At 53.6% G+C, this 19,360-nt stretch carries 16 protein-coding genes; 11 read left to right on the plus strand and 5 right to left on the minus strand.

Features of this window, described 5'->3' with window-relative positions:
* Window positions 1-11: 11 nt before the first annotated feature.
* The 6 genes from GFN93_RS03025 (at window position 12) to GFN93_RS03050 (ending at window position 7,519) form a co-directional block, all read left to right on the plus strand.
* Window positions 12-434, plus strand: coding sequence for a F0F1 ATP synthase subunit epsilon (locus GFN93_RS03025; RefSeq protein ID WP_022985898.1), 423 nt, complete (start codon window positions 12-14; stop codon window positions 432-434).
* A 142-nt stretch (window positions 435-576) separates the two neighbouring features.
* The gene (gene glmU, locus GFN93_RS03030) at window positions 577-1,935 is read left to right on the plus strand and encodes a bifunctional UDP-N-acetylglucosamine diphosphorylase/glucosamine-1-phosphate N-acetyltransferase GlmU (RefSeq protein ID WP_153498935.1); all 1,359 of its coding nucleotides are present in this window, start codon (window positions 577-579) and stop codon (window positions 1,933-1,935) included.
* Between the two features lie 97 nt (window positions 1,936-2,032).
* On the plus strand, window positions 2,033-3,862 hold the full coding sequence (gene glmS / locus GFN93_RS03035) for a glutamine--fructose-6-phosphate transaminase (isomerizing) (protein WP_153498936.1): 1,830 nt from the start codon (window positions 2,033-2,035) through the stop codon (window positions 3,860-3,862).
* Between the two features lie 270 nt (window positions 3,863-4,132).
* Window positions 4,133-5,146, plus strand: a complete 1,014-nt coding sequence (locus GFN93_RS03040; RefSeq protein ID WP_153498937.1) for an SIR2 family protein — start codon at window positions 4,133-4,135, stop codon at window positions 5,144-5,146.
* 9 nt (window positions 5,147-5,155) lie between these two features.
* Window positions 5,156-6,883, plus strand: coding sequence for an ATP-binding protein (locus GFN93_RS03045; RefSeq protein ID WP_153498938.1), 1,728 nt, complete (start codon window positions 5,156-5,158; stop codon window positions 6,881-6,883).
* Between the two features lie 414 nt (window positions 6,884-7,297).
* Window positions 7,298-7,519 carry a hypothetical protein gene (locus tag GFN93_RS03050; RefSeq protein ID WP_153498939.1) on the plus strand — a complete coding sequence of 74 codons (222 nt, stop codon included), beginning with the start codon at window positions 7,298-7,300 and terminating at the stop codon, window positions 7,517-7,519.
* Between the two features lie 1,230 nt (window positions 7,520-8,749).
* On the opposite strand, the gene GFN93_RS03055 is transcribed toward GFN93_RS03050, so the two are convergent.
* A complete protein-coding gene (locus GFN93_RS03055; protein ID WP_153498940.1) occupies window positions 8,750-9,184 on the minus strand; it encodes a hypothetical protein in 435 nt (144 codons plus the stop codon).
* Between the two features lie 239 nt (window positions 9,185-9,423).
* Between GFN93_RS03055 and GFN93_RS03060 the strand changes: the two genes are divergently transcribed.
* Window positions 9,424-10,404 (plus strand): transposase, encoded by a 981-nt coding sequence (locus GFN93_RS03060; protein ID WP_153498941.1) that lies wholly within the window; start codon window positions 9,424-9,426, stop codon window positions 10,402-10,404.
* 203 nt (window positions 10,405-10,607) lie between these two features.
* Complete coding sequence (locus tag GFN93_RS03065) at window positions 10,608-12,038, plus strand: hypothetical protein (protein WP_153498942.1); 1,431 nt, start codon at window positions 10,608-10,610, stop codon at window positions 12,036-12,038.
* Between the two features lie 225 nt (window positions 12,039-12,263).
* Here GFN93_RS03065 and GFN93_RS03070 read toward each other — a convergent pair whose 3' ends face one another.
* Both GFN93_RS03070 and GFN93_RS03075 read right to left on the minus strand, forming a co-directional pair.
* On the minus strand, window positions 12,264-12,497 hold the full coding sequence (locus tag GFN93_RS03070; RefSeq protein WP_153498943.1) for a hypothetical protein: 234 nt from the start codon (window positions 12,495-12,497) through the stop codon (window positions 12,264-12,266).
* Between the two features lie 93 nt (window positions 12,498-12,590).
* Window positions 12,591-13,034 carry a hypothetical protein gene (locus GFN93_RS03075; RefSeq protein ID WP_153498944.1) on the minus strand — a complete coding sequence of 148 codons (444 nt, stop codon included), beginning with the start codon at window positions 13,032-13,034 and terminating at the stop codon, window positions 12,591-12,593.
* Between the two features lie 325 nt (window positions 13,035-13,359).
* Between GFN93_RS03075 and GFN93_RS03080 the strand changes: the two genes are divergently transcribed.
* Window positions 13,360-13,767: a hypothetical protein gene (locus GFN93_RS03080; protein ID WP_153498945.1), complete on the plus strand. Its 408-nt coding sequence runs from the start codon at window positions 13,360-13,362 to the stop codon at window positions 13,765-13,767.
* Window positions 13,768-13,812: 45 nt separating this feature from the next.
* On the opposite strand, the gene GFN93_RS03085 is transcribed toward GFN93_RS03080, so the two are convergent.
* Window positions 13,813-15,927 carry a response regulator gene (locus GFN93_RS03085; RefSeq protein WP_153498946.1) on the minus strand — a complete coding sequence of 705 codons (2,115 nt, stop codon included), beginning with the start codon at window positions 15,925-15,927 and terminating at the stop codon, window positions 13,813-13,815.
* Between the two features lie 512 nt (window positions 15,928-16,439).
* Between GFN93_RS03085 and GFN93_RS03090 the strand changes: the two genes are divergently transcribed.
* A complete protein-coding gene (locus tag GFN93_RS03090) occupies window positions 16,440-16,775 on the plus strand; it encodes a DUF4405 domain-containing protein (protein ID WP_194285734.1) in 336 nt (111 codons plus the stop codon).
* Between the two features lie 59 nt (window positions 16,776-16,834).
* Here GFN93_RS03090 and GFN93_RS03095 read toward each other — a convergent pair whose 3' ends face one another.
* Window positions 16,835-17,635, minus strand: coding sequence for an SDR family NAD(P)-dependent oxidoreductase (locus GFN93_RS03095; protein ID WP_153498948.1), 801 nt, complete (start codon window positions 17,633-17,635; stop codon window positions 16,835-16,837).
* Between the two features lie 187 nt (window positions 17,636-17,822).
* Between GFN93_RS03095 and GFN93_RS03100 the strand changes: the two genes are divergently transcribed.
* Window positions 17,823-19,145 carry a carboxypeptidase-like regulatory domain-containing protein gene (locus GFN93_RS03100; RefSeq protein WP_153498949.1) on the plus strand — a complete coding sequence of 441 codons (1,323 nt, stop codon included), beginning with the start codon at window positions 17,823-17,825 and terminating at the stop codon, window positions 19,143-19,145.
* Window positions 19,146-19,360: the final 215 nt, after the last annotated feature.

Genomic DNA, 19,360 nt, shown 5'->3' on the forward strand with positions numbered 1-19,360 from the left:
GAGACAAGCAAATGGCGATGACCGTGCATTGCGACATTGTAAGTGCAGAACGCCAGCTGTTCTCCGGCCTGGTTGAAATCGTGGTAGCTTCCGGTGTGGAAGGTGACCTCGGTATCATGCCGGGCCACGCCCCGCTCCTGACCCGGCTCAAGCCGGGCCCGGTACGGGTGAAGAAGCAGAATGGTGAAGAAGAAGTGTTCTACGTATCCGGCGGCTTCCTGGAAGTGCAGCCGAAGCTGGTGACTGTACTGGCGGATACGGCAGAACGTGCCGACAACATGGACGAAGCTGCTGCCGAGCAGGCAAAACAGCGCGCCAAAGAAGCGCTGGAAGGGAAGAATTCCGAAATGGATTACTCCCGTGCCGCCGCTACACTGGCCGAGGCGGTTGCCCAGTTGCGTGCAATACAACAGTTGAAGAAAAAAGGGCGGTAAGCATCTTTTGCAATTCTTCAACACAGAAGGGGGTAGCCGAGTGCTACCCTTTTTTGTTTGTGTGATGGGATAACGTTTGAGGCGGGATCGAACACGGACCAGGAACGGGCCGGATCACGCGGGTCAACAAGAAGGACAGGGTATGAGTCTAGCAGTAGTTATTCTGGCAGCGGGCAAGGGCACACGCATGAAGAGCGCCTTGCCAAAGGTATTGCACGAAGTGGCGGGCAAAGCCATGGTGCAGCACGTTGTCGATGCAGCAGGCAGCCTGAATGCCGACAACACCGTGGTGGTCTACGGACACGGTGGTGACAAGGTGCAGGCCACTGTCACCGGGAACAACCTGCAGTGGGCCGAACAGGCCGAGCAGCTCGGCACCGGCCACGCCGTCGCCCAGGCCATGCCCGCCATCAACGAAGATATCGTGCTGGTACTCTACGGTGACGTCCCCCTGATTCGCCCGGAAACCCTGCGTGACTTCGTCGAGTGCGTGGACGACAAGACCCTCGCCCTGATGACCCTGACCCTCGACGATCCCACCGGCTATGGCCGTATCGTTCGCGATGGCCAGAACAACGTGCAGCGAATCGTTGAACAGAAAGATGCCAGCGAACACGAACTGGCCATCCCCGAGATCAACACCGGTATACTCGCCTGCACGCGCAGCTTCCTGGCCGATTGCCTGCCCAAGCTGTCCAGCAACAATGCCCAGGGTGAGTACTACCTTACCGATGTAATCGCCATGGCGGTGCAGTCCGGTCTTACCGTGGAAACCCTGCAGCCGCAATTCGCCTGGGAAGTGGATGGCGTCAACGATCGTGTCCAGCTGGCCCGCCTTGAGCGCATTTACCAGCTGGCCCAGGCTGAATCCCTGATGCGTGATGGCGTAACCCTGCGTGATCCGGCCCGCCTGGATATCCGTGGCAGCGTGCAGATTGCCAGCGATGTGATCATCGATGTGAACGTGGTGCTGGAAGGCGACGTGACCATTGAAGAGGGCGTCAGCATTGGGCCGAACTGTTTTATCCGTGATGCCAACATCGGCGCCGGTACCGTGATTGAAGCCAACAGCCTTATCGACGGCGCTGTGGTCGGCGATGCCTGCACCATCGGTCCCTATGCGCGCCTGCGCCCGGGCACCGAACTGGCCGACAAGGCCAAGATTGGCAACTTTGTGGAAACCAAGAAGTCCTACGTGGGTGAGGGCTCCAAAGTGAACCACCTGACCTACATCGGCGACAGCCAGATCGGCAAGGGCGTCAACGTGGGTGCCGGCACCATTACCTGCAACTACGACGGCGTGAACAAGTTCCAGACCGTCCTCAAGGACGGTGCCTTCATCGGCTCCAACTCTTCGCTGGTGGCGCCCGTCACCATCGGCGAAAATGCCACCGTGGGCGCCGGCAGCACGGTCACCAAGGACGTGGAAGACAATGGCCTGGCCGTCGCCCGTGGCCAGCAGCGCAACGTGGCCAACTGGAAACGCCCGAGCAAGAAATAAGGGCACAATCGGTTTTGTAGGAGCCATGCTTGCATGGCGATGGGACTGGCAACACGGCGAAGCCTGCCAGCCCAACGAGCGATATTAGGGAAAACACATGTGTGGAATCGTCGGCGCCATCGCCCAGCGTAACGTAGGCAACATCCTGATCACCGGCCTCAAGCGCCTCGAATACCGCGGCTACGACAGCGCCGGTGTCGCGCTGCTCAACGACAAGGGCATCACCCGCGTGCGTCGTCAGGGCAAGGTAGGCGGCCTGGAAGACGCCGTTCGTGAAGTGAGTGCCGCCGGCTTTACCGGCGTGGCCCACACCCGCTGGGCCACCCACGGCAAGCCCTCCGAAGCCAACGCCCACCCACACATGTCCGGCAGCGATCTGGCCCTGGTCCACAACGGTATCATCGAAAACTTCCAGGAACTGAAAGACAACCTGCAGGCGCAAGGCTACGAGTTCACCTCGCAAACCGATACCGAAGTGATCGTGCACCTGGTGCATCAGGCGCTGGAAACCGGGGTGGATCTGTTCACCGCCGTACAGCAAGTGGTGAAAAAACTGGATGGTGCCTACGCCCTTGGCGTGATCCACAAATCCGAACCCGACAAACTCATCGCCGTGCGTTCAGGCAGCCCGCTGGTGATCGGCCTCGGCATCGATGAAAACTACATCGCCTCCGACCAGCTGGCCCTGTTGCCGGTCACCAACCGCTTTATCTTCCTGGAAGAAGGCGACCAGGCAGAAATCAGCATCGACGGCGTGCGCATCGTCGATGCCGACGGCGATTCCGTGGTCCGTGAAGCCCACGAATTCGATGGCACCCACGAAGATGCCGAAAAGGGCGAATACCGCCACTACATGCAGAAGGAAATCTTCGAGCAGCCGGCCGCCATCCAGAAGACTCTGGAAGATCGCATCGAATCGCCAGAGACCCTCATCCACGCCTTCGGCAAAAAAGCCCCAGCCATCTTCGACAAGGTCAAAACCGTCCAGATCGTCGCCTGTGGCACCAGCTACCACGCCGGCATGGTGGCCCGTTACTGGCTGGAAGACATCGCCGGCATTCCCTGCCAGGTGGAAGTGGCCAGCGAGTTCCGCTACCGCAAGCACGTGGTACCGGAAGGCACCCTGTTTGTCACCATCTCCCAGAGCGGCGAAACCGCCGACACCCTGGCGGCCCTGCGTGATACCCAGTCCCCCAACTACGTGGGCCGTCTGGCCATCTGTAACGTGGACAGCTCCTCCCTGGTGCGCGAATCCGAACTGGTATTCCTCACCAAGGCCGGCCCGGAAATCGGTGTGGCCTCCACCAAGGCCTTCACCACCCAGTTGGCGGGCCTGCTGATGATGGTGCTGGCCCTGGGCCGCCAGAAAGGCCTGGCCGACAGCGAGATTGAAAAGGTCCTCGCCGAACTGCGCCAGCTGCCCAACCTGATTGAACAGGCCGCCTCACTGGACAAACCCATCGAAAAACTGGCCGAACACTTCGTGGAAAAACACCACGCTCTGTTCCTGGGCCGTGGCGTCCAGTTCCCGGTGGCACTGGAAGGCGCACTCAAGCTCAAAGAGATCTCCTACATCCACGCTGAAGCCTACGCCGCCGGTGAACTTAAGCACGGCCCCCTGGCGCTGGTCGACAGCGACATGCCCGTGGTCTCCGTGGCCCCCAACGACGAGCTGCTGGAAAAACTGAAATCCAACCTGCAGGAAGTCCGTGCCCGTGGCGGCGAGCTCTACGTCTTCGCCGACAAAAACGCCCACGTGAAAGAAGGCGAAGGCATCCACGTGCTCAACATGCCAGCGGTACCGGAAACCATTGCCCCGATCGTCTACACCGTGCCGTTGCAGTTGCTCAGCTACCACGTGGCGGTGCTGCGGGGGACGGATGTGGATCAGCCGAGGAATTTGGCGAAGTCGGTGACGGTGGAATAAAAGCAGTTAATAATTAATAGTGAATAGTTAATAGCGAAAGCCCGGCGATGCCGGGCTTTTTTGTGGGTGGTTGATGGCGTAATGATTTCATGGGTGGGTTGGTAGACATGGGGGGTCGGGTTTGTAAGAGATGGCTTACAGCGGATGTAAACTTTTTGATATAGAGTGAGTGCCATTCGAGAGGGGGCTTGAAGAGATAGGGGAAGTAAGCGCTGTCGAAGCGGAATACAGTTGACCGAAAGATGCAGGGGCAATAATAAGGAAAATGACATGCCTGATTTGAACTATCAAAAACAAGCGCAGGAATATTACGGAAAGGCACCAGTCATTATTATGGGCAGTGGTGCTTCGGCTGCATATGGCATGTCCGGAATGCGGTCGCTTGCAAAGCATCTCATCGCGCAAACCGACGTTTCAGGTCTATCATCTCCTGAGTTAGAGGCCTGGAAACATTTCTGCCAGGTTTTGGATAGCGGCGTAGACTTAGAATCCGCCCTGCACCAAGTGGCAACTTCTGAAGAGCTGACGTCCAGAATAGTTAAAGCAACTTGGTCGCTAATCAATTCTGAGGATATAGAAATTTTTCAGAAGAGTCTTCAGGATAGCGGGATGTTTTCATTGAGTCGTCTTCTTGAGCATATGTTTAGAAGCAGTCTCAGGAAGATAAATATAATCACTACAAATTATGATCGCTTGATTGAGTACGCTTGCGATCATATGCGTATTCATCATTACACCGGTTTTACACACGGCTTCTTCCGGCAACTTGCAGCTCCAACAGAAATTACATCTTCCCGTAGGGTTAATATCTGGAAAGTCCATGGATCTCTGGATTGGTTCCAGTCACCTATGGGGGATACTGTCGCACTTTCAAATATCCCAGAGATACCGAAAGACTATAAGCCGCAGATCGTCACCCCTGGTACCCAGAAATACCAAAAAACTCATCTGGAGCCTTTCCGATCAATTATCAACAATTCTGATCTGGCTATCAGTGAGGCTGGTTCTTACCTTTGTATTGGCTACGGATTTAATGATGAGCATATCCAACCGAAGCTTATGGTGAAGTGCCTGAGGCAAAAGACACCTGTAACCATTATCACTTATGCGCTTTCTGAGTCAGCTAAAAAGCTAATTATTGATGGTGGCGCGCAGAACTACCTCGCAATAGAACGGGGAGAAAAAGACGATCAATCTATCGTTTATTCTTCTCTCAACAAGTCATCAATTACAGTAGATATGGATATCTGGAGCCTTGAAGGCTACCTTTCACTCATCATATAGGAAGATGATATGCCGATTTTTAGGTTTGAAGATGAGGAAGCGCTTGGTAAGGTTGCGTCCGTCGATACCACAACCGTGATTGTAGATGTGGAGAACGTCAGCCAGCTCAAAAGGTTGCAGGTTAATCATCTTGCTGTATTGCAAAGTAGCAGGCCCGGACAGCATCTCATCGGTTTAATTACGCAGGTGACCCGCAAACGTGGCATCGAAGACATAATCAATGATGGTATCAATGATCTCTCGCCAGAGTTAAATCTGTGTCGTATCTCACTTATTGGAACCATGCTGGATCGTGACGGAGAAAAAGAAAACGTATTCCGTCGTACTCTCGAAAGCGTTCCTGAAATCGACGCAAATTGCTTCTCATTGGAAGGCGAAAACCTTACAGGTTTCATGCGCACCCTTTCCAGCGTATCTGCCGATGGAAATGCCCTAACTCTCGGCAAATACACACTGGACGAACATGCTGTCGCCTACCTCAACGGCAACAAATTTTTCCAACGCCACGCCTTTATTGGAGGTAGTACCGGTTCGGGTAAATCCTGGACGACAGCCAGAATCATTGAGCAGATGTCAGGGCTCTCCACCGCTAACGCTATCGTTTTTGATCTTCATGGCGAATACGCGCCTCTGGTTGGTGAAGGCATGCAGCATTTCAAAGTGGCAGGTCCCGCAGACGTTGAAGCCAAACGTACCATTGATGACGCTGTGATCTACCTCCCGTACTGGCTGCTTTCTTATGAGGCTCTTGTTTCAATGTTTGTAGATCGTAGCGACCAGAACGCGCCCAATCAGGCGATGATTATGGCGCGTGAAATCAACCACGCGAAGCGCAAATACTTGGAAGATAACGGCCAGCAAGACCTGCTGAAGCACTTCACTGTTGATAGTCCGGTTCCATTTGATCTCGATTTCCTCATGAGCAGGTTGAACGAGATTAACGTTGAAATGGTCGCTGGAGCGCGCGGAGAGAAACAGGGCGATTTTTTTGGGAAGCTTGCCCGCATGATTTCTCGCCTTGAGAACAAAATCTCTGATAGGCGCCTCGGATTTATGTTCAGCGGCGGTGGAAACGTGCTGGATTTCACTTGGCTTGAGAAATTTACTACTGCCATACTCGGTAGCACTGATGAGAATGGTCGAGCCGGGATCAAAATAATAAACTTTTCAGAAGTCCCGTCAGACGTTCTGCCACTGATCGTATCGCTGGTCGCAAGGGTCACGTTCTCTGTTCAGCAATGGACTCCTTCTGAACTACGCCACCCTATCGCTCTTCTGTGTGACGAAGCACACCTTTATATGCCACAGCGAAATATGGCTGATTCTGCCGATGATATCTCACTTGATATCTTCGAACGTATCGCTAAAGAAGGCCGTAAATATGGAGTCAGCCTAGTGGTGATAAGCCAGCGTCCGTCCGAAGTAAATAAGACGATGCTAAGCCAGTGCAGCAATTTTGTATCCATGAGGCTAACTAACGCTGAGGATCAGGGGGTTATCAAGCGTCTACTTCCAGATAGTCTCGGTGGGTTTAGCGACGTTTTACCGACACTCGATACTGGTGAAGCACTTGTCGTGGGCGATGCTAGTCTATTGCCAAGCCGAATTAGAATTGATGAGCCGCAGAATAAGCCAAATAGTGGAACGGTTGACTTTTGGGATGAATGGCAGAAACCTGTCAAAGATACGCGTTTATCAGTAGCGGTTGATAACTGGCGCAAACAGAACATTCAGTAACTGGACAGTAATCGGGTACACGCACGAATTGGGGATTAGTAAGTTTAACAGACATTGAGAGCAGCAATGATAAAATTAGATTTCAATGGTTATTTCGCCATTCAAGGTGATGAGGACGAGTATGCAGAAGCCAAAAAGCTCTAGCACGCCCTTCGGGAGTTTCTAAAAGGCTACCGAACTGATGCTGGTGAGGTTGCGAGTTACACGGTTGAGGTTGCCGCCGATACCTAAGACTGGGTCATCATATGAATACGATGCCGATGTGCATCGCGGATTTGGGGTAAGGTCTCGCACCGTGCGCCCGGATGCACGGAGTTGGATCTGGCCCCATGCTCTAAGAGAGATTCTGAAATTGATAACCGCTGGTATGCCGCAGTAACTATTGAATCAAAAATGATTAAAGCGGGTTAAACAATGGATATTCAGACTGCAAATTTGCTACTACTGATTGGTTTGCCCTTGCTGGCATTTGTAGGTGTCCTCTTTCTTGGTCATGTTGACAAAAAAGTGGTTAGAAAAGTTAAAGCTATGCCTAAATTTGAAAGTGACATCGACATTGATGACGATGTGGTAGGTGATGGTTACGTGGACCCCAACGTCGTGTTCCGGGAGGATGGAATTCACATGTACGATTAACTGAGCCCGGGGTCAGAGATCCGGGGTCAGGACAAGTTGGGGTAAGGTCTTGCATCGTGCGCCTGCAGCAGGCGCAAGACCCAACTCGAATTTTTCAGCCAGATCTGCATTAGTTGTAGTTTTGCCCGCCGCCCTTCTTGGTCTGCTTGGAAAAGTAATCGGGGACACCCATGAATTGGGGTACCGCGCTGCCCTTCCTGTGGCGACTACCTTATGGGAAAAGGCTTCGAAGAGCCTGTGGATAGGGATTTGAAATAAAATTCGGGGGGAGGTCTTGCATCGTGTGTCTGGATATACAGAGCAAGGCGTCACCCATTCTTTGTCGATGTGTAAAAAATGAATAGAACAGTGCAATCTATACTTGATGGATATGGCTTTAGTTTTGGGCTAGATGTTTTCGGCAGGGTTCCTGTTCCGCTATACAGGGCGAGTAATCGGGGACACGCATCAATTGGGGGATGTCTTACGGGGATTGTGGTTGTTCTCTGATGTAGTTGGGTTTGAGTAGTCAGTAGTGTTGGGTGATGGGTAAGCAAGGAGGCTTGTCATTACCGCTACGCGATATGCATCGGCATCCTTGCATTGCATTTCTTGCTATCACTGGACAAATGAATGGGGGGCAGGTATCCCATTTCCTAACTAGCCCGAAGCCAGTTCTCTATACGGGATGAGTGCGAATCCACTCAGCCTGCCACTTCCGACAACCATGCGGTAATCGGGGGCACGCATGAATGATGGATAAGCAAGGGCTCGCCATTACCATTGGGCGATATGCGCTGGCATCCCTGCATTGCGTTTCTTGCTATCACTGGGACTGATGTCACTTGCTGTGACGTTAATCGATGCGTGCCCCGGCTTGTATTGGCTGGTGCTTTTCGCCTTGAACTCAGGCTTGTATGTACCCTAACGGGAAAAGATCGAATTCAGAACGACAAACGCGATCAGAATAATCAGGATGATGCCGGTGTCGGTGGCGGGCTTCATCATCTCGGCAAAGGTCAAGCTGCCCCTCTCGCTTCTGTAGAAATCCTTACGACAATCAAGGCACCGGATCTGCTTTCTCTTGGGCGACTTTACATAGTCTTGTTCATGAATGTGGCCACAATAAGGGCAACGGGTATCGTTATTCCAGATCATTATCTATAGGGTTCCGGCTGGCAGGCCTTGCTTTAACAGGTGACATTTCCCGCAGAGGCTATCGATCAAACGAGAGAAGTGGTGGCCGAACGATCAGCGCAAGCTATCGACACTGCCAGGTGTGACGCGCTTGAATACTGCGCCACCTGAGATATTGCCGATGTACCAGCTACCCGTCATTGTGTTGCTATCGGCTGAGAGATCCAGCATGTAGTTAACACTTCGGGCGCCTTCCTTCAGTTTGAATGGTTGCAAACTTTCAAGATCGGAGTAGTAGGTCTTGTCGAAAATCACGGAATACTCATTGATATCGCCAACAACAGCCGAAGGCCGGCCAACCTCAATATTTTCGCCACGGGTCTGTGGCTCAATCATTTGCCCGAAAAACTCCTCTCCGTTGGATTGAATCACCATCGACATAGGCACGCGGCTTGACTCGCTGTAACTGTAGTAGCCCACCCACAGGCCGGTCAGGCCATCGGCCATAACGTGGAAGGGGATAAGCAGCAAGCTGAACACGGGCGCCATTTTGATCACGGTAATCGGGGACACGCATGAATTGGGGAAAGTCTTACGCAGTTTGTGGTTGTTCTCTGATGTGGGAGTGTGGGTTGAGTCAGTAGTGTTGGGTGATGGATAAGCATGGAAGCCTAATCGGGGACACGCATGAATTGGAGGATGTCCTACGCGGTTTGTGGTTTTTTTCTGATTTGGGAGCGTTGGTTTAGTCAGTAGTGTTGGGTGATGGATAAGCAAGGAGGCTTGTCATGACTCGAGCGCGTTATAGCCAGGTATCGCTGGATTCCACGTCTTACTATCACTGTATCTGCCGCTGTGTGCGGCGGGCCTTTCTGTGTGGCCAGGATCATTATTCCGGTCAGGACTATGAGCATCGACGCCAGTGGGTGGTGGATCGTCTTGCTGTTCTTGGCGAGGTGTTTGCCATTGATCTTTGTGCCTATGCGGTGATGTCCAATCACTACCATGTGGTGCTTCGAATCAATCAGAAGAAGGCATTGGAGTGGTCTGATCAGGAAGTGGCAGAGCGGTGGATGCAGTTATTCAGAGGACCTTTGATCGTCACACGTTGGCTCAAGGGAGAGACGGAATCCGCGGAAACGCTTAAGGCGTTGGAGTTCGTGGCAATCTGGCGGGAGCGGCTGTATGACCTTGGCTGGTTCATGAAGTGCCTGAATGAACATCTTGCTCGCAAAGCTAACGAGGAAGATTGCTGCAAGGGACGATTCTGGGAAAGTCGCTACAAGTGCCAGGCTTTGCTGGATGAAAAAGCAGTGCTGCAGTGTATGGCCTATGTGGATCTCAATCCGGTACGGGCAGATATAGCAGAAACGCCAGAACATTCTGATTACACCTCTATCCAGCAACGTTCGGTAGCGGTTGGCCGATGTGCTGACGACAAGCGAAAGCCCACTCTTTTACCCATGGTTGATGCCAGTAGCACGGAAACGGCAGATGACGATACGGTATGCCGATTTCGATTAATGGATTATCTGGAGCTTGTGGATAGTACTGGCCGTGCGGTCCGAGACGACAAACGCGGGGCCATTTCGGCGTTTGCAGCGGGGGTGCTGGATCGGTTGGGAATCGATGAAGGGGCATGGCTTGCGCATATGAAGCCTCGACAGCAGCGGCAACCAGTGGCCCTGGGTGCCTTGAAGCAGTTGCAGCAGTATGCGCAGCTCACGGGTCGAAAATGGATCTCTGGGCAACGCCTGGTAGGGTGGTAGCTGGTAAAGGGATCAGGGGTAAAGGATCGAGCAGCCGGCCACACTCCTGAACGACGGGTAATTGAGTAACGCGGCTTCCGGATTGAACATCCCTAATTTAGGGGATGCGCCTGTCTGATCAATCCTTCAGGATCGTGAATGTATACTGGCTATTTCTGAAAAGGTTCATGCTTGGGCGCCCGGGTGCTCGGGCCGGGAGTGATATGTCTTTACAATCCAGCTTTCTGTTTTCCTCCTTGTTATTGGCTACCTTCACGGCGCATGCGGGGCCACCATCAAGTGATTGTGGGATGCCTGACATTAAAGAAGCAGGCTTCTACTGTCTGACCGGTCATTGCGATGAAAGCCCCGCGAAAAGCGATTATGCCACCCGGCATCGCAACGCGGTAATGCGTTATTTCGGTGTGGAGAAGCGGATGAAACGCGACAGGTCGCGCGCACTGGCAGAGCTGGAGCAGCTTGGCCATGAAGGTTACCCCCAGTCTGCCTGGTTTGTGGCCGAGCGTTACTATCACGGCCTCAGCGGCTCGTTGATGGATCCCAACAGACCGCGCTGCCCACAAAACCCGGAGCAGGATAGAGACAAGGGTTATCAGTGGTATGAGATTGCCGCCCGGAACGGCCACACGACAGCGCTGCAGATCACGCTTAATTACTACCGCGATCAAGGAGTATGGGAAAGAGCCGAGGACCTGCTCAAGGTGGTGGAGGGCAACGAAGAACAGGAAAAACTGCTGGCACAGTATTATTCACAAAGTGCCAAGCAAACCGGTAGCAGTGAAGAGCTATTGAAGGCCGCTTACTACGTACTGTTAGTTGGCGACAGAAATAAATCGGAATACCACCAGAAGCCTGGATTAATGGGCACCTTCGGTAATAATTTTACCGAGCGCACCTCTGTCTATTATTTGGAAGCGTTTGCCGATTCAAAGGAATTGATTGCTTATCTAAAAGACCGGGCACATGATGGCAGTAGCACCGCAGGCTGGGTGCTTTATCATCTGTATAAGAACAGCAATGACTCCAAGGCCAACCAATACCTGCGGCTCTCTGCCGAAAATGGTTTTACCGGCGCGATAAAGGAATTGGCTGGGGACAGTACCGACCAGCAAAGGCATTACAATATCATGCTGGCCGAATACGATATCCAGGCGAAAGTCTCTGTTGGCATCAACCTGACGCACGCCCGCTATGGTTACCCGCACGACCCGAAGCTCGGCCTGACCATGCTGGAAGATTCGGTGCGTAATTTTGTTGCCAAAGACAATTACGATGCCGTGAACAGTCAAGAAAACGCCCTACGCGCAGCCAAATTTCTGGGGATTTTTATGAGCTGTATGGATGCTCGCAGCCAGAAGGCTCTGGGTGATCTGTGTGACCGGGTAAAAGGCTATGCCTACCTTTCCCTCAATGGGGACAGCTCTTCCAAACGACGTATGGAAATGCTCCAGCCGGATATGAGTGCCGCAGAGCTACAGCAAGCCAAAGTCATGGCTGCGACCTATCAGAAAAAGTTTGATGCCAATTTTAAAGCCGCGGAACATCAGGAGCGTGCTAACCGACTCAAATCCCTGGATGAACTCACCGAAAAGCTCGCCAAGGACGCCGAGGCATTGCGGCAGAGAGCGAGCTAAGGCTAAATCGGTAATCTGTGGTAATCGGGTGCGGTAATCGGGGACACGCATGAATGATAGATAAGCAAGGGCTCGCCATTACCATTGGGCGATATGCGCTGGCATCCCTGCATTGCGTTTCTTGCTATCACTGGGACTGATGTCACTTGCTGTGACGTTGATCGATGCGTGCCCCGGCTTGTATTGGCTGGTGCTTTTCGCCTTGAACTCAGGCTTGTAAGTGCCCTAACGGGAAAAGATCGAATTCAGAACGACAAACGCGATCAGAATAATCAGGATGATGCCGGTGTCGGTGGCGGGCTTCATCATCTCGGCAAAGGTCAGGCTGCCCCTCGCGCTTCTGTAGAAATCCTTACGACAATCAAGGCACCGGATCTGCTTTCTCTTGGGCGACTTTACATAGTCTTGTTCATGAATGTGGCCACAATAAGGGCAACGGGTATCGTTATTCCAGGTCATTATCTATAGGGTTCCGGCTGGCAGGCCTTGCTTTAACAGGTGACATTTCCCGCAGAGACTATCGATCAAACGAGAGAAGTGGTGGCCGAACGATCAGCGCAAGCTATCGACACTGCCAGGTGTGACGCGCTTGAATACCGCGCCACCTGAGATATTGCCGATGTACCAGCTACCCGTCATTGTGTTGCTATCGGCTGAGAGATCCAGCATGTAGTTAACACTTCGGGCGCCTTCCTTGAGTTTGAATGGCTGCAAACTTTCAAGATCGGAGTAGTAGGTCTTGTCGAAAATCACGGAATACTCATTGATATCGCCAACAACAGCCGAAGGCCGGCCAACCTCAATATTTTCGCCACGGGTCTGTGGCTCAATCATTTGCCCGAAAAACTCCTCTCCGTTGGATTGAATCACCATCGACATGGGCACGCGGCTTGACTCGCTGTAACTGTAGTAGCCCACCCACAGGCCGGTCAGGCCATCGGCCATAACGTGGAAGGGGATAAGCAGCAAGCTGAACAAGGGCGCCATTTTGATCATGATTAGGTGAGCTCAAAAGTGATTCATTATCAGATGGGCCGTTTAAATTGCCTGAGCGTTTTCAGAATCTGCAGGCCCTGTCTGTCTTCTGTACGGGAGAATTTTCCTGTAAATGAAGCTTCCACTTTAGTGATGCTCAAGGTCAAGGGTTAAGAGCGGTCTGCTTTGTACATAGAGCGGAAATGGATTGGTGCCACCCCCCAAATGGGGGATGCAAGCAGTTATGACATTTCCTGAATTGGAATTCTGGTGATGGGTTTGTTAAGGAAAATCAGGTGCTTTAAGGTGAGTTTGAACGATGTGATTTACGGAAGAGGAGAACCTGGTGAGGATTAAAATTGCCTTGATGATTTTCTTGGTGGCTCCACATATGGCTTTTGCATCAGATTATCTCATTCTCAAATGTGATTACGCTGAGGTGAAGGGTTGGTCAGATAACGTCCCTGATGATCTGGATAAGACGCGCCATTACAAAATTCAGACTAGTGGGCCTGGCCGAGGCTCTCGGTTTGTTTACAACGAGGATGAGGGTGGCTGGGAAAAGGAATTTGGCCGAATGCAGATAAAAGAGGGCGCTTTTGAATACAGCAGTGACGTCAGTGCAAGCAGAGTGTACATAAATAGAAGAAGTGGTGACTATCGTGTTGCCAGTGATCTTGGGAGCGTTTTTTATTACCGGGGCAGTTGCTCGGCGATGGAAGGCGAACCAAAGCTGCAGCGACCCAAATTCTGATATATGTGTTGTTAAAGAGTTAATGGCGGGTCTTGTCACTGGCCATCAGCCAGACGTTTCCGACAACCAAAACGCCAACGACTCACACAGCCTCTCCACCCTGATCGGCTTGACTAGCACATCACTCATGCCGGCGTTGATACAGCGGGTTCGATCGCCGTCGAAGGCATTGCCGGTAATGGCAAGAATGGGCACCTGTGCGCCTGATGGCATGGCCCGGATTTCACGGGTGGCGGTGAGGCCATCCACGTTGGGCATTTGCAGATCCATGAGTACCAGGTCGAAGGGGGTGCGTGCGAACTGTTCGATGGCTTCACGGCCATCGTTGACGACCGTCACTTCAAGCCCGGCCTGGCCAAGAATCTTGCTGAGGATCATCTGGATTTCCGCGGTGTCCTCGGCAATCAATACCCGTTTGCCTTCATGGGCTGATCGCAGTTGCTGGAGTGCGGCCTGGCGGTTGGTGGATTTCGCGGGGTTGCCGGATGTTTCGCTCCGCTGCAGGCGAGCGGTGAACCAGAAGGTGCTGCCTTTGCCGGGTTCGCTGTGGGCGCCGGCTTCTCCGCCCATGAGTTGTGCCAGGGATTTGTTGATCGCCAACCCAAGGCCGGCCCCGAAGCGCGCTGCGCCGGTCAGGTTGGTAGCTTGCTCAAAGGGAGAGAACAGGCGTTGTAAATCGTCAGCGGGAATACCGACACCGGTATCGGTCACGTCAAACCTGAGCATGACGTTGCTGGCGTCCTGCCACTCTACCCGGGTGCGGATATGAATTTCTCCGGCATCGGTAAACTTCACGGCATTACCGGCGTAATTAAGCAGGATCTGCCGCAGGCGTCCGGGGTCGCCAATCAGGTTATCGGGCAGGCGATCGGACTCCACGTGCACAATGAGTCCTTTCTCTTCAGCCTGGCTTTCAACGAGCCGTACCACATCAGAAAGCAGTTCCGCCACGTCCACACGCTGCTGATCCAGCTCAAGCTTGTCTGCTTCGATTTTGGAAAGATCAATCAGGTCAGCAATGACACTGAACAAGTGCTCGCTGGCGATATGCTGGGTGTTCAGCAATGATAATTGATCTTCGGTGAGTGGATCGGAGCGGAGCAGCTGCTCGACGCTGAGAATCGTCTGCAGGGGGGTTCTCAGTTCATGGCTCATCTTGCCGAGAAACGCACTCTTGGCCACATTGGCGGCTTCGGCCTCTTCCTTGGCGGAGGACAGTTCGGCGGTACGCGCCTGCACCTGGGATTCCAGTTCGCGATAATAGGCAGCGAGCTGTAGCTCGGATTTCTTGCGCTGGGCGGCGTAGTAGGCCAGCAGCAACATGGGGCCGACGCACAGCAAGAGTGCGACAGCGAACCCCGTCCAGACGATCACTCCCGTATTGTGATGAGGGTTCCAACCGCCGATGGGTTGGGCTGCCAGCTCCCAGTCACCGTGGGGCAGTGTCACGGGGCGTGTGACGGATTTTTCCTTGAACAGGTCAGGGTCACCAAAGAACACCTCTCCATTGTTACCCTTACCGTCCTTGCCGCGTAATGCCACTGTGACGGGGAGTGTGTCATCGACGAGGCCGCTGCCTTCGAAAAGCCGGTCCGCATCGATGACTACAGACAGTAGTCCCCAAAAGCGAGGTCGGTCATTCTGGCCGACAAACACAGGAATGCGCGCCACCAGCCCGCGTCCTCCCTGGACAAGATCCAGGGGGCCGGCAAGCACCAGTTCACCGCTGTCCCTGGCGCGCAGGGCGGCCTCGCGCTGCTCGGGTGTTTTCAGGTAATCCAGTCCAATGGCTTTTTCGTTGCCTTCCATGGGATACATGTAGCGGATCACCATGTCCGGCGCCGCGCCGATATTGCGTACCAGTGAGCGGCCATGGAAAAGTGGCTGTGCGGCGCGCTCAAATTCGGCCTGGGTAAGGTCGGGGTTGGAGGAAATAACGGAAACCAGCCCATAGGTGAGCTGGATGCTTTCGTTGAGCAAGCCTTCCAGCCGAGCCTGGACGATCGAAAGACGCTCCTGGACATGGGTTTCCGCGTTCACTTGTTGGGTAAGCCGTGCCTGGCGTTCGACAAAGTAGGCCGCGGCAGCCAGCGCCATGGCCGTCACGGTGGCACTGAACAGAAACCACTGCACACCCTGAAATCGATTCTGCAATCTCAAGATTCCCTCCGCTGAGACAGCCCAGCATTCCCTTTTAACTGGCGCCCTCGGTCAGACTCCAGCTACCCGTTGTTGCGATGCACATACGGAATGGCTTCCGGCCAGGTGCTACCCGTCGGATCCGAACACAGATCACCCCCTGTTCCGTGTTCGCGCGGCATGATGCATCATTTGATTCAGCGTAAGAAAGCGGTTGTAGACACAGTGAAGACAAAAGTTTTTATATTAAATTCAGTGAGTTATGCAATGCGATATCAAAAGGCCACTCTTTATATTGGCCCATATTGAAGAGGATGCAAAGGGTGGGGGTTCCTGTCGAAAAAGCGGATCAGGTTTCTCATTTACCGTCGGGCCGGAAAGTGGGATTGGGCTCGTGAGGATAATGACGGCAGGGAATCGGCTATCCACCAGGCTACAGGCGTTAAAATTCGCAAACGGTGTAAAGGAAAGTGGCTGAACCCTTGGCCGGTTGTTTTCCGTGCGGTTCATGAAACCTGATGGAGCAGGACACCATGAAGCATCAAAAAATCGTCAAGCTCATCGACCTGATCTCCTTTCTCGCCCTGGTGGCGATGATGGTGACGGGGCTATTGATCGAGTACTCCCTGCCACCGGGTAGCGGCAGGAGTGAGCTACTGGGGTTAACCCGCCATGGCTGGGGGGAGTGGCACTATTACGCCTCGCTGTTGTTTCTGGCGCTGATTTCCACGCACCTTTTTACTCATCGCGGGTTTATCAAGGCGGTAATAATGGGGCGTCCTCAGGGAGTGCATGGCTATCGAATCTGGCTGGCCCTGGCCGCGGCCATTGTGCTGGTGCTGTTTCTGCTGGCGATGGTGATCGGTTAGCCGCCGGGCAGGGTGAAGATGACAGGTTTGGTTGTCTGCACTATCCGGGGCTCACGTCTTCATGCATAGCGTACAGCCCCTCCATCCACGCGAATATTCTGCCCATTGATAAATCCGGCCCTCGGGCTAGCCAGAAACACGACCAGGTCCGCCACTTCCTGACGGGTGGCCAGGCGGCCGGTGGGGTTGGGGAAGTCATTTTCTACAATCTTGTCCTGCAGGGATTCCCAGTCTGTTGGCCAGCCTTTCTTGTGCGCGCGGAGTTGATAGGCACGTTCGATTTCGGGGGTGTGAATCAGACCGGGGGAGACCGTGTTGACGGTGATGCCGGTGTGGCTCAGTGCCTTGGCGAGACTGACGGACGCATTGGAGAGCGCCGCCTTGGCGGCGTAGTAGTGCGGCATGATGGCGTTGGGCTGGTGGTCACCGATGGTGCTGAGATTGATAACCCGTCCCCACTGCTTTTCTTTCATGTTTGGGGTGCAGTGCTGAATCAGGCGCACGGCACTGTGCAGATTCACGTTGCTGGCCTCGATCCACTGTTCGATGGTCAGGGAGTCCCACTTGCCCATCAGGGCGGAGCCATAGTTGTTCACCAGAATATCCACGTGCAGGCCCTGATCAGCGAGCTGATCTATTACCTGCCGGGCGCCCTCATCGGTGAGGAGATCGCCCACCACCGGAATGATCTTCAGTGCAGTGTTAGTAATCGCAGCCATGGCGGCATCGGCATCCGCCTGCGTGAACGCATGCAGTGCCACGGTAGCGCCTTCCTCTGCCAGGGTGGTGGCGATCACATTGCCGGTGCCGCGGTTGGCGCCGCTGACCAGGGCGGTTTTGCCGTTAAGTTGTAAATCCATGGGGTTAGCAGTTTCCTCGGGCTGTGAGCGGCCGCCTTGTTGGGCAAGAACTGTGACGACCTGCTCAAAAGTATTAATTCAGTGCTAATAATTTAGTACTAGTTGAGAATGTTCGCATTTTGACGTTCGGTTTTCTGATTCACTTTGCACCGTACTGGATGACCAAAACAATAACCGGACCTCTATCATGCGACGACTCTTTCCTGCCCTTGCGACCGCCTTTCTTTCCATGATCCTGGCTGCCTGTGGCGGTGGTGGTGGAGGCGGTGGTGGTGGCTCTGCGCCAACGCCGCCACCCAAAGGAACCCTGAAGGTCACTGTTGAGGCCAGCGCGGACACCATGCCGGTCGAAGGCGCCATCATTGAAATCTATAACGATGTGGGTGAGCGAGTGAAAACCGCTACCAGCAATGTTGACGGTGTTTATTCCGTCAAGCTGAGACCCAAGGGCTACACTGTTCGTGTCCGTGCCCAGGGCTTCGAGTCTTCCCCGCCCAGCGGCGTGCCTGCGGTACCGGTACAGGTGCTGAAGGACAAAACCGTTACCAAGGCCGTGTCCTTGAGTGCCTTTGGTGATGTTAATGCCACTGCGTATGTCAGTGGCAATGCAGGTGCGCCCGGTGCCTTGGTGATTATTGAAAATACCACCACCAACGCGTTCTACTCGGCGACAGCGGATGATAATGGCGACTATGTGATCTATAACCTGCTGCCGGGAACCTATGATTTCTCGGCATTTGTGGAAGGGTTTGATATCACGCCGGTGGCCTCCGTGGCCCTCAATGATCCGGACATGACCCAGGATCTGGTTGCCACTGCGCAGGAAGGGTATACCGTCAGCGGTCAGATCACCTTCCTGTCCGTGACCAATGGCACTGTGGATATCACGCTGGTTCACCCCGAAACAGAGGAGCCGATCCCGGGCTTGACGGTATTCAACAACGGCACCAGCTATTCACTGGGAGGCGTGGCCAATGGCACTTATCTGGCTTGGGCGACACTCAAGAATGACGGCTATGTGATGGACCCGGACTGGATCGTGAAGAATGGCGGAATGCCAGCAGCGATCGAAGTCACGATCAATGATGCCAACACCCTGAAGGACTTCTCCGTAACACGAGCCATCACTCTGGAGTCTCCTACCAATTCCCCGTCGAACCTGACGCCGGAAGTGGTGACTACCCTGACCCCGACGTTGAGCTGGCAGTCGTATTCAGCTGCAGGGGAGTACATTGTCGAGGTGTTTGATCAGGACGGCACCAGCATTTTTGGTGGTTATGACGTGATCGACAGCGGTACGGGTGAGGTGGCCAGCAAACATGCTGTCATCAGCAAGAACACCACCTCCATGGTGATCTCATCCAATAACATGGATGACTACTATGTGCCCCTGGAAGATGGAAAAACCTACCGCTGGAAAGTGTCGGCGGTGAAGAATGCCGATGTGACTCTGGCTTCCAGCAGCGAAGATCTCATGGGTGTGTTCACGGTAGCTATCCCGGCGCCGTAAACCGATCCCTGCGGTAAAAACCCGAGCGGTGACAATGCGTCACGCTCGGGTTTTTTGTTGGGAGGTTGCGGTTTTTTGCACGAGCTTTGCTTGCATGGCAGCTCTGATCCTTATCTCCCTTTGTGTTCAGGCGGGGCCATGGTTGACCAGGTCCATTAACCCAATGCATGGCGCCCCATGCAGGGCAATCAATGTCATCCCTTCCTCCAGCTGGC

The sequence above is a fragment of the Alcanivorax sediminis genome (assembly GCF_009601165.1).
In the GTDB taxonomy this organism is placed as follows: Bacteria; Pseudomonadota; Gammaproteobacteria; order Pseudomonadales; family Alcanivoracaceae; genus Alcanivorax; species Alcanivorax sediminis.

Bases quoted from the DNA above. Each gene is read 5' to 3' on its own strand.
- GFN93_RS03045 (WP_153498938.1), top strand. From the start codon at position 5,156: ATGCCGATTTTTAGGTTTGAAGATGAGGAAGCGCTTGGTAAGGTTGCG.
- GFN93_RS03055 (WP_153498940.1), bottom strand. From the start codon at position 9,184: ATGGCGCCCGTGTTCAGCTTGCTGCTTATCCCCTTCCACGTTATGGCC.
- glmU (WP_153498935.1), top strand. From the start codon at position 577: ATGAGTCTAGCAGTAGTTATTCTGGCAGCGGGCAAGGGCACACGCATG.
- GFN93_RS03075 (WP_153498944.1), bottom strand. From the start codon at position 13,034: ATGATCAAAATGGCGCCCTTGTTCAGCTTGCTGCTTATCCCCTTCCAC.
- GFN93_RS03050 (WP_153498939.1), top strand. From the start codon at position 7,298: ATGGATATTCAGACTGCAAATTTGCTACTACTGATTGGTTTGCCCTTG.
- GFN93_RS03095 (WP_153498948.1), bottom strand. From the start codon at position 17,635: ATGGATTTACAACTTAACGGCAAAACCGCCCTGGTCAGCGGCGCCAAC.
- GFN93_RS03040 (WP_153498937.1), top strand. From the start codon at position 4,133: ATGCCTGATTTGAACTATCAAAAACAAGCGCAGGAATATTACGGAAAG.
- GFN93_RS03100 (WP_153498949.1), top strand. From the start codon at position 17,823: ATGCGACGACTCTTTCCTGCCCTTGCGACCGCCTTTCTTTCCATGATC.
- GFN93_RS03070 (WP_153498943.1), bottom strand. From the start codon at position 12,497: ATGACCTGGAATAACGATACCCGTTGCCCTTATTGTGGCCACATTCAT.
- glmS (WP_153498936.1), top strand. From the start codon at position 2,033: ATGTGTGGAATCGTCGGCGCCATCGCCCAGCGTAACGTAGGCAACATC.
- GFN93_RS03090 (WP_194285734.1), top strand. From the start codon at position 16,440: ATGAAGCATCAAAAAATCGTCAAGCTCATCGACCTGATCTCCTTTCTC.
- GFN93_RS03025 (WP_022985898.1), top strand. From the start codon at position 12: ATGGCGATGACCGTGCATTGCGACATTGTAAGTGCAGAACGCCAGCTG.
- GFN93_RS03060 (WP_153498941.1), top strand. From the start codon at position 9,424: ATGACTCGAGCGCGTTATAGCCAGGTATCGCTGGATTCCACGTCTTAC.
- GFN93_RS03065 (WP_153498942.1), top strand. From the start codon at position 10,608: ATGTCTTTACAATCCAGCTTTCTGTTTTCCTCCTTGTTATTGGCTACC.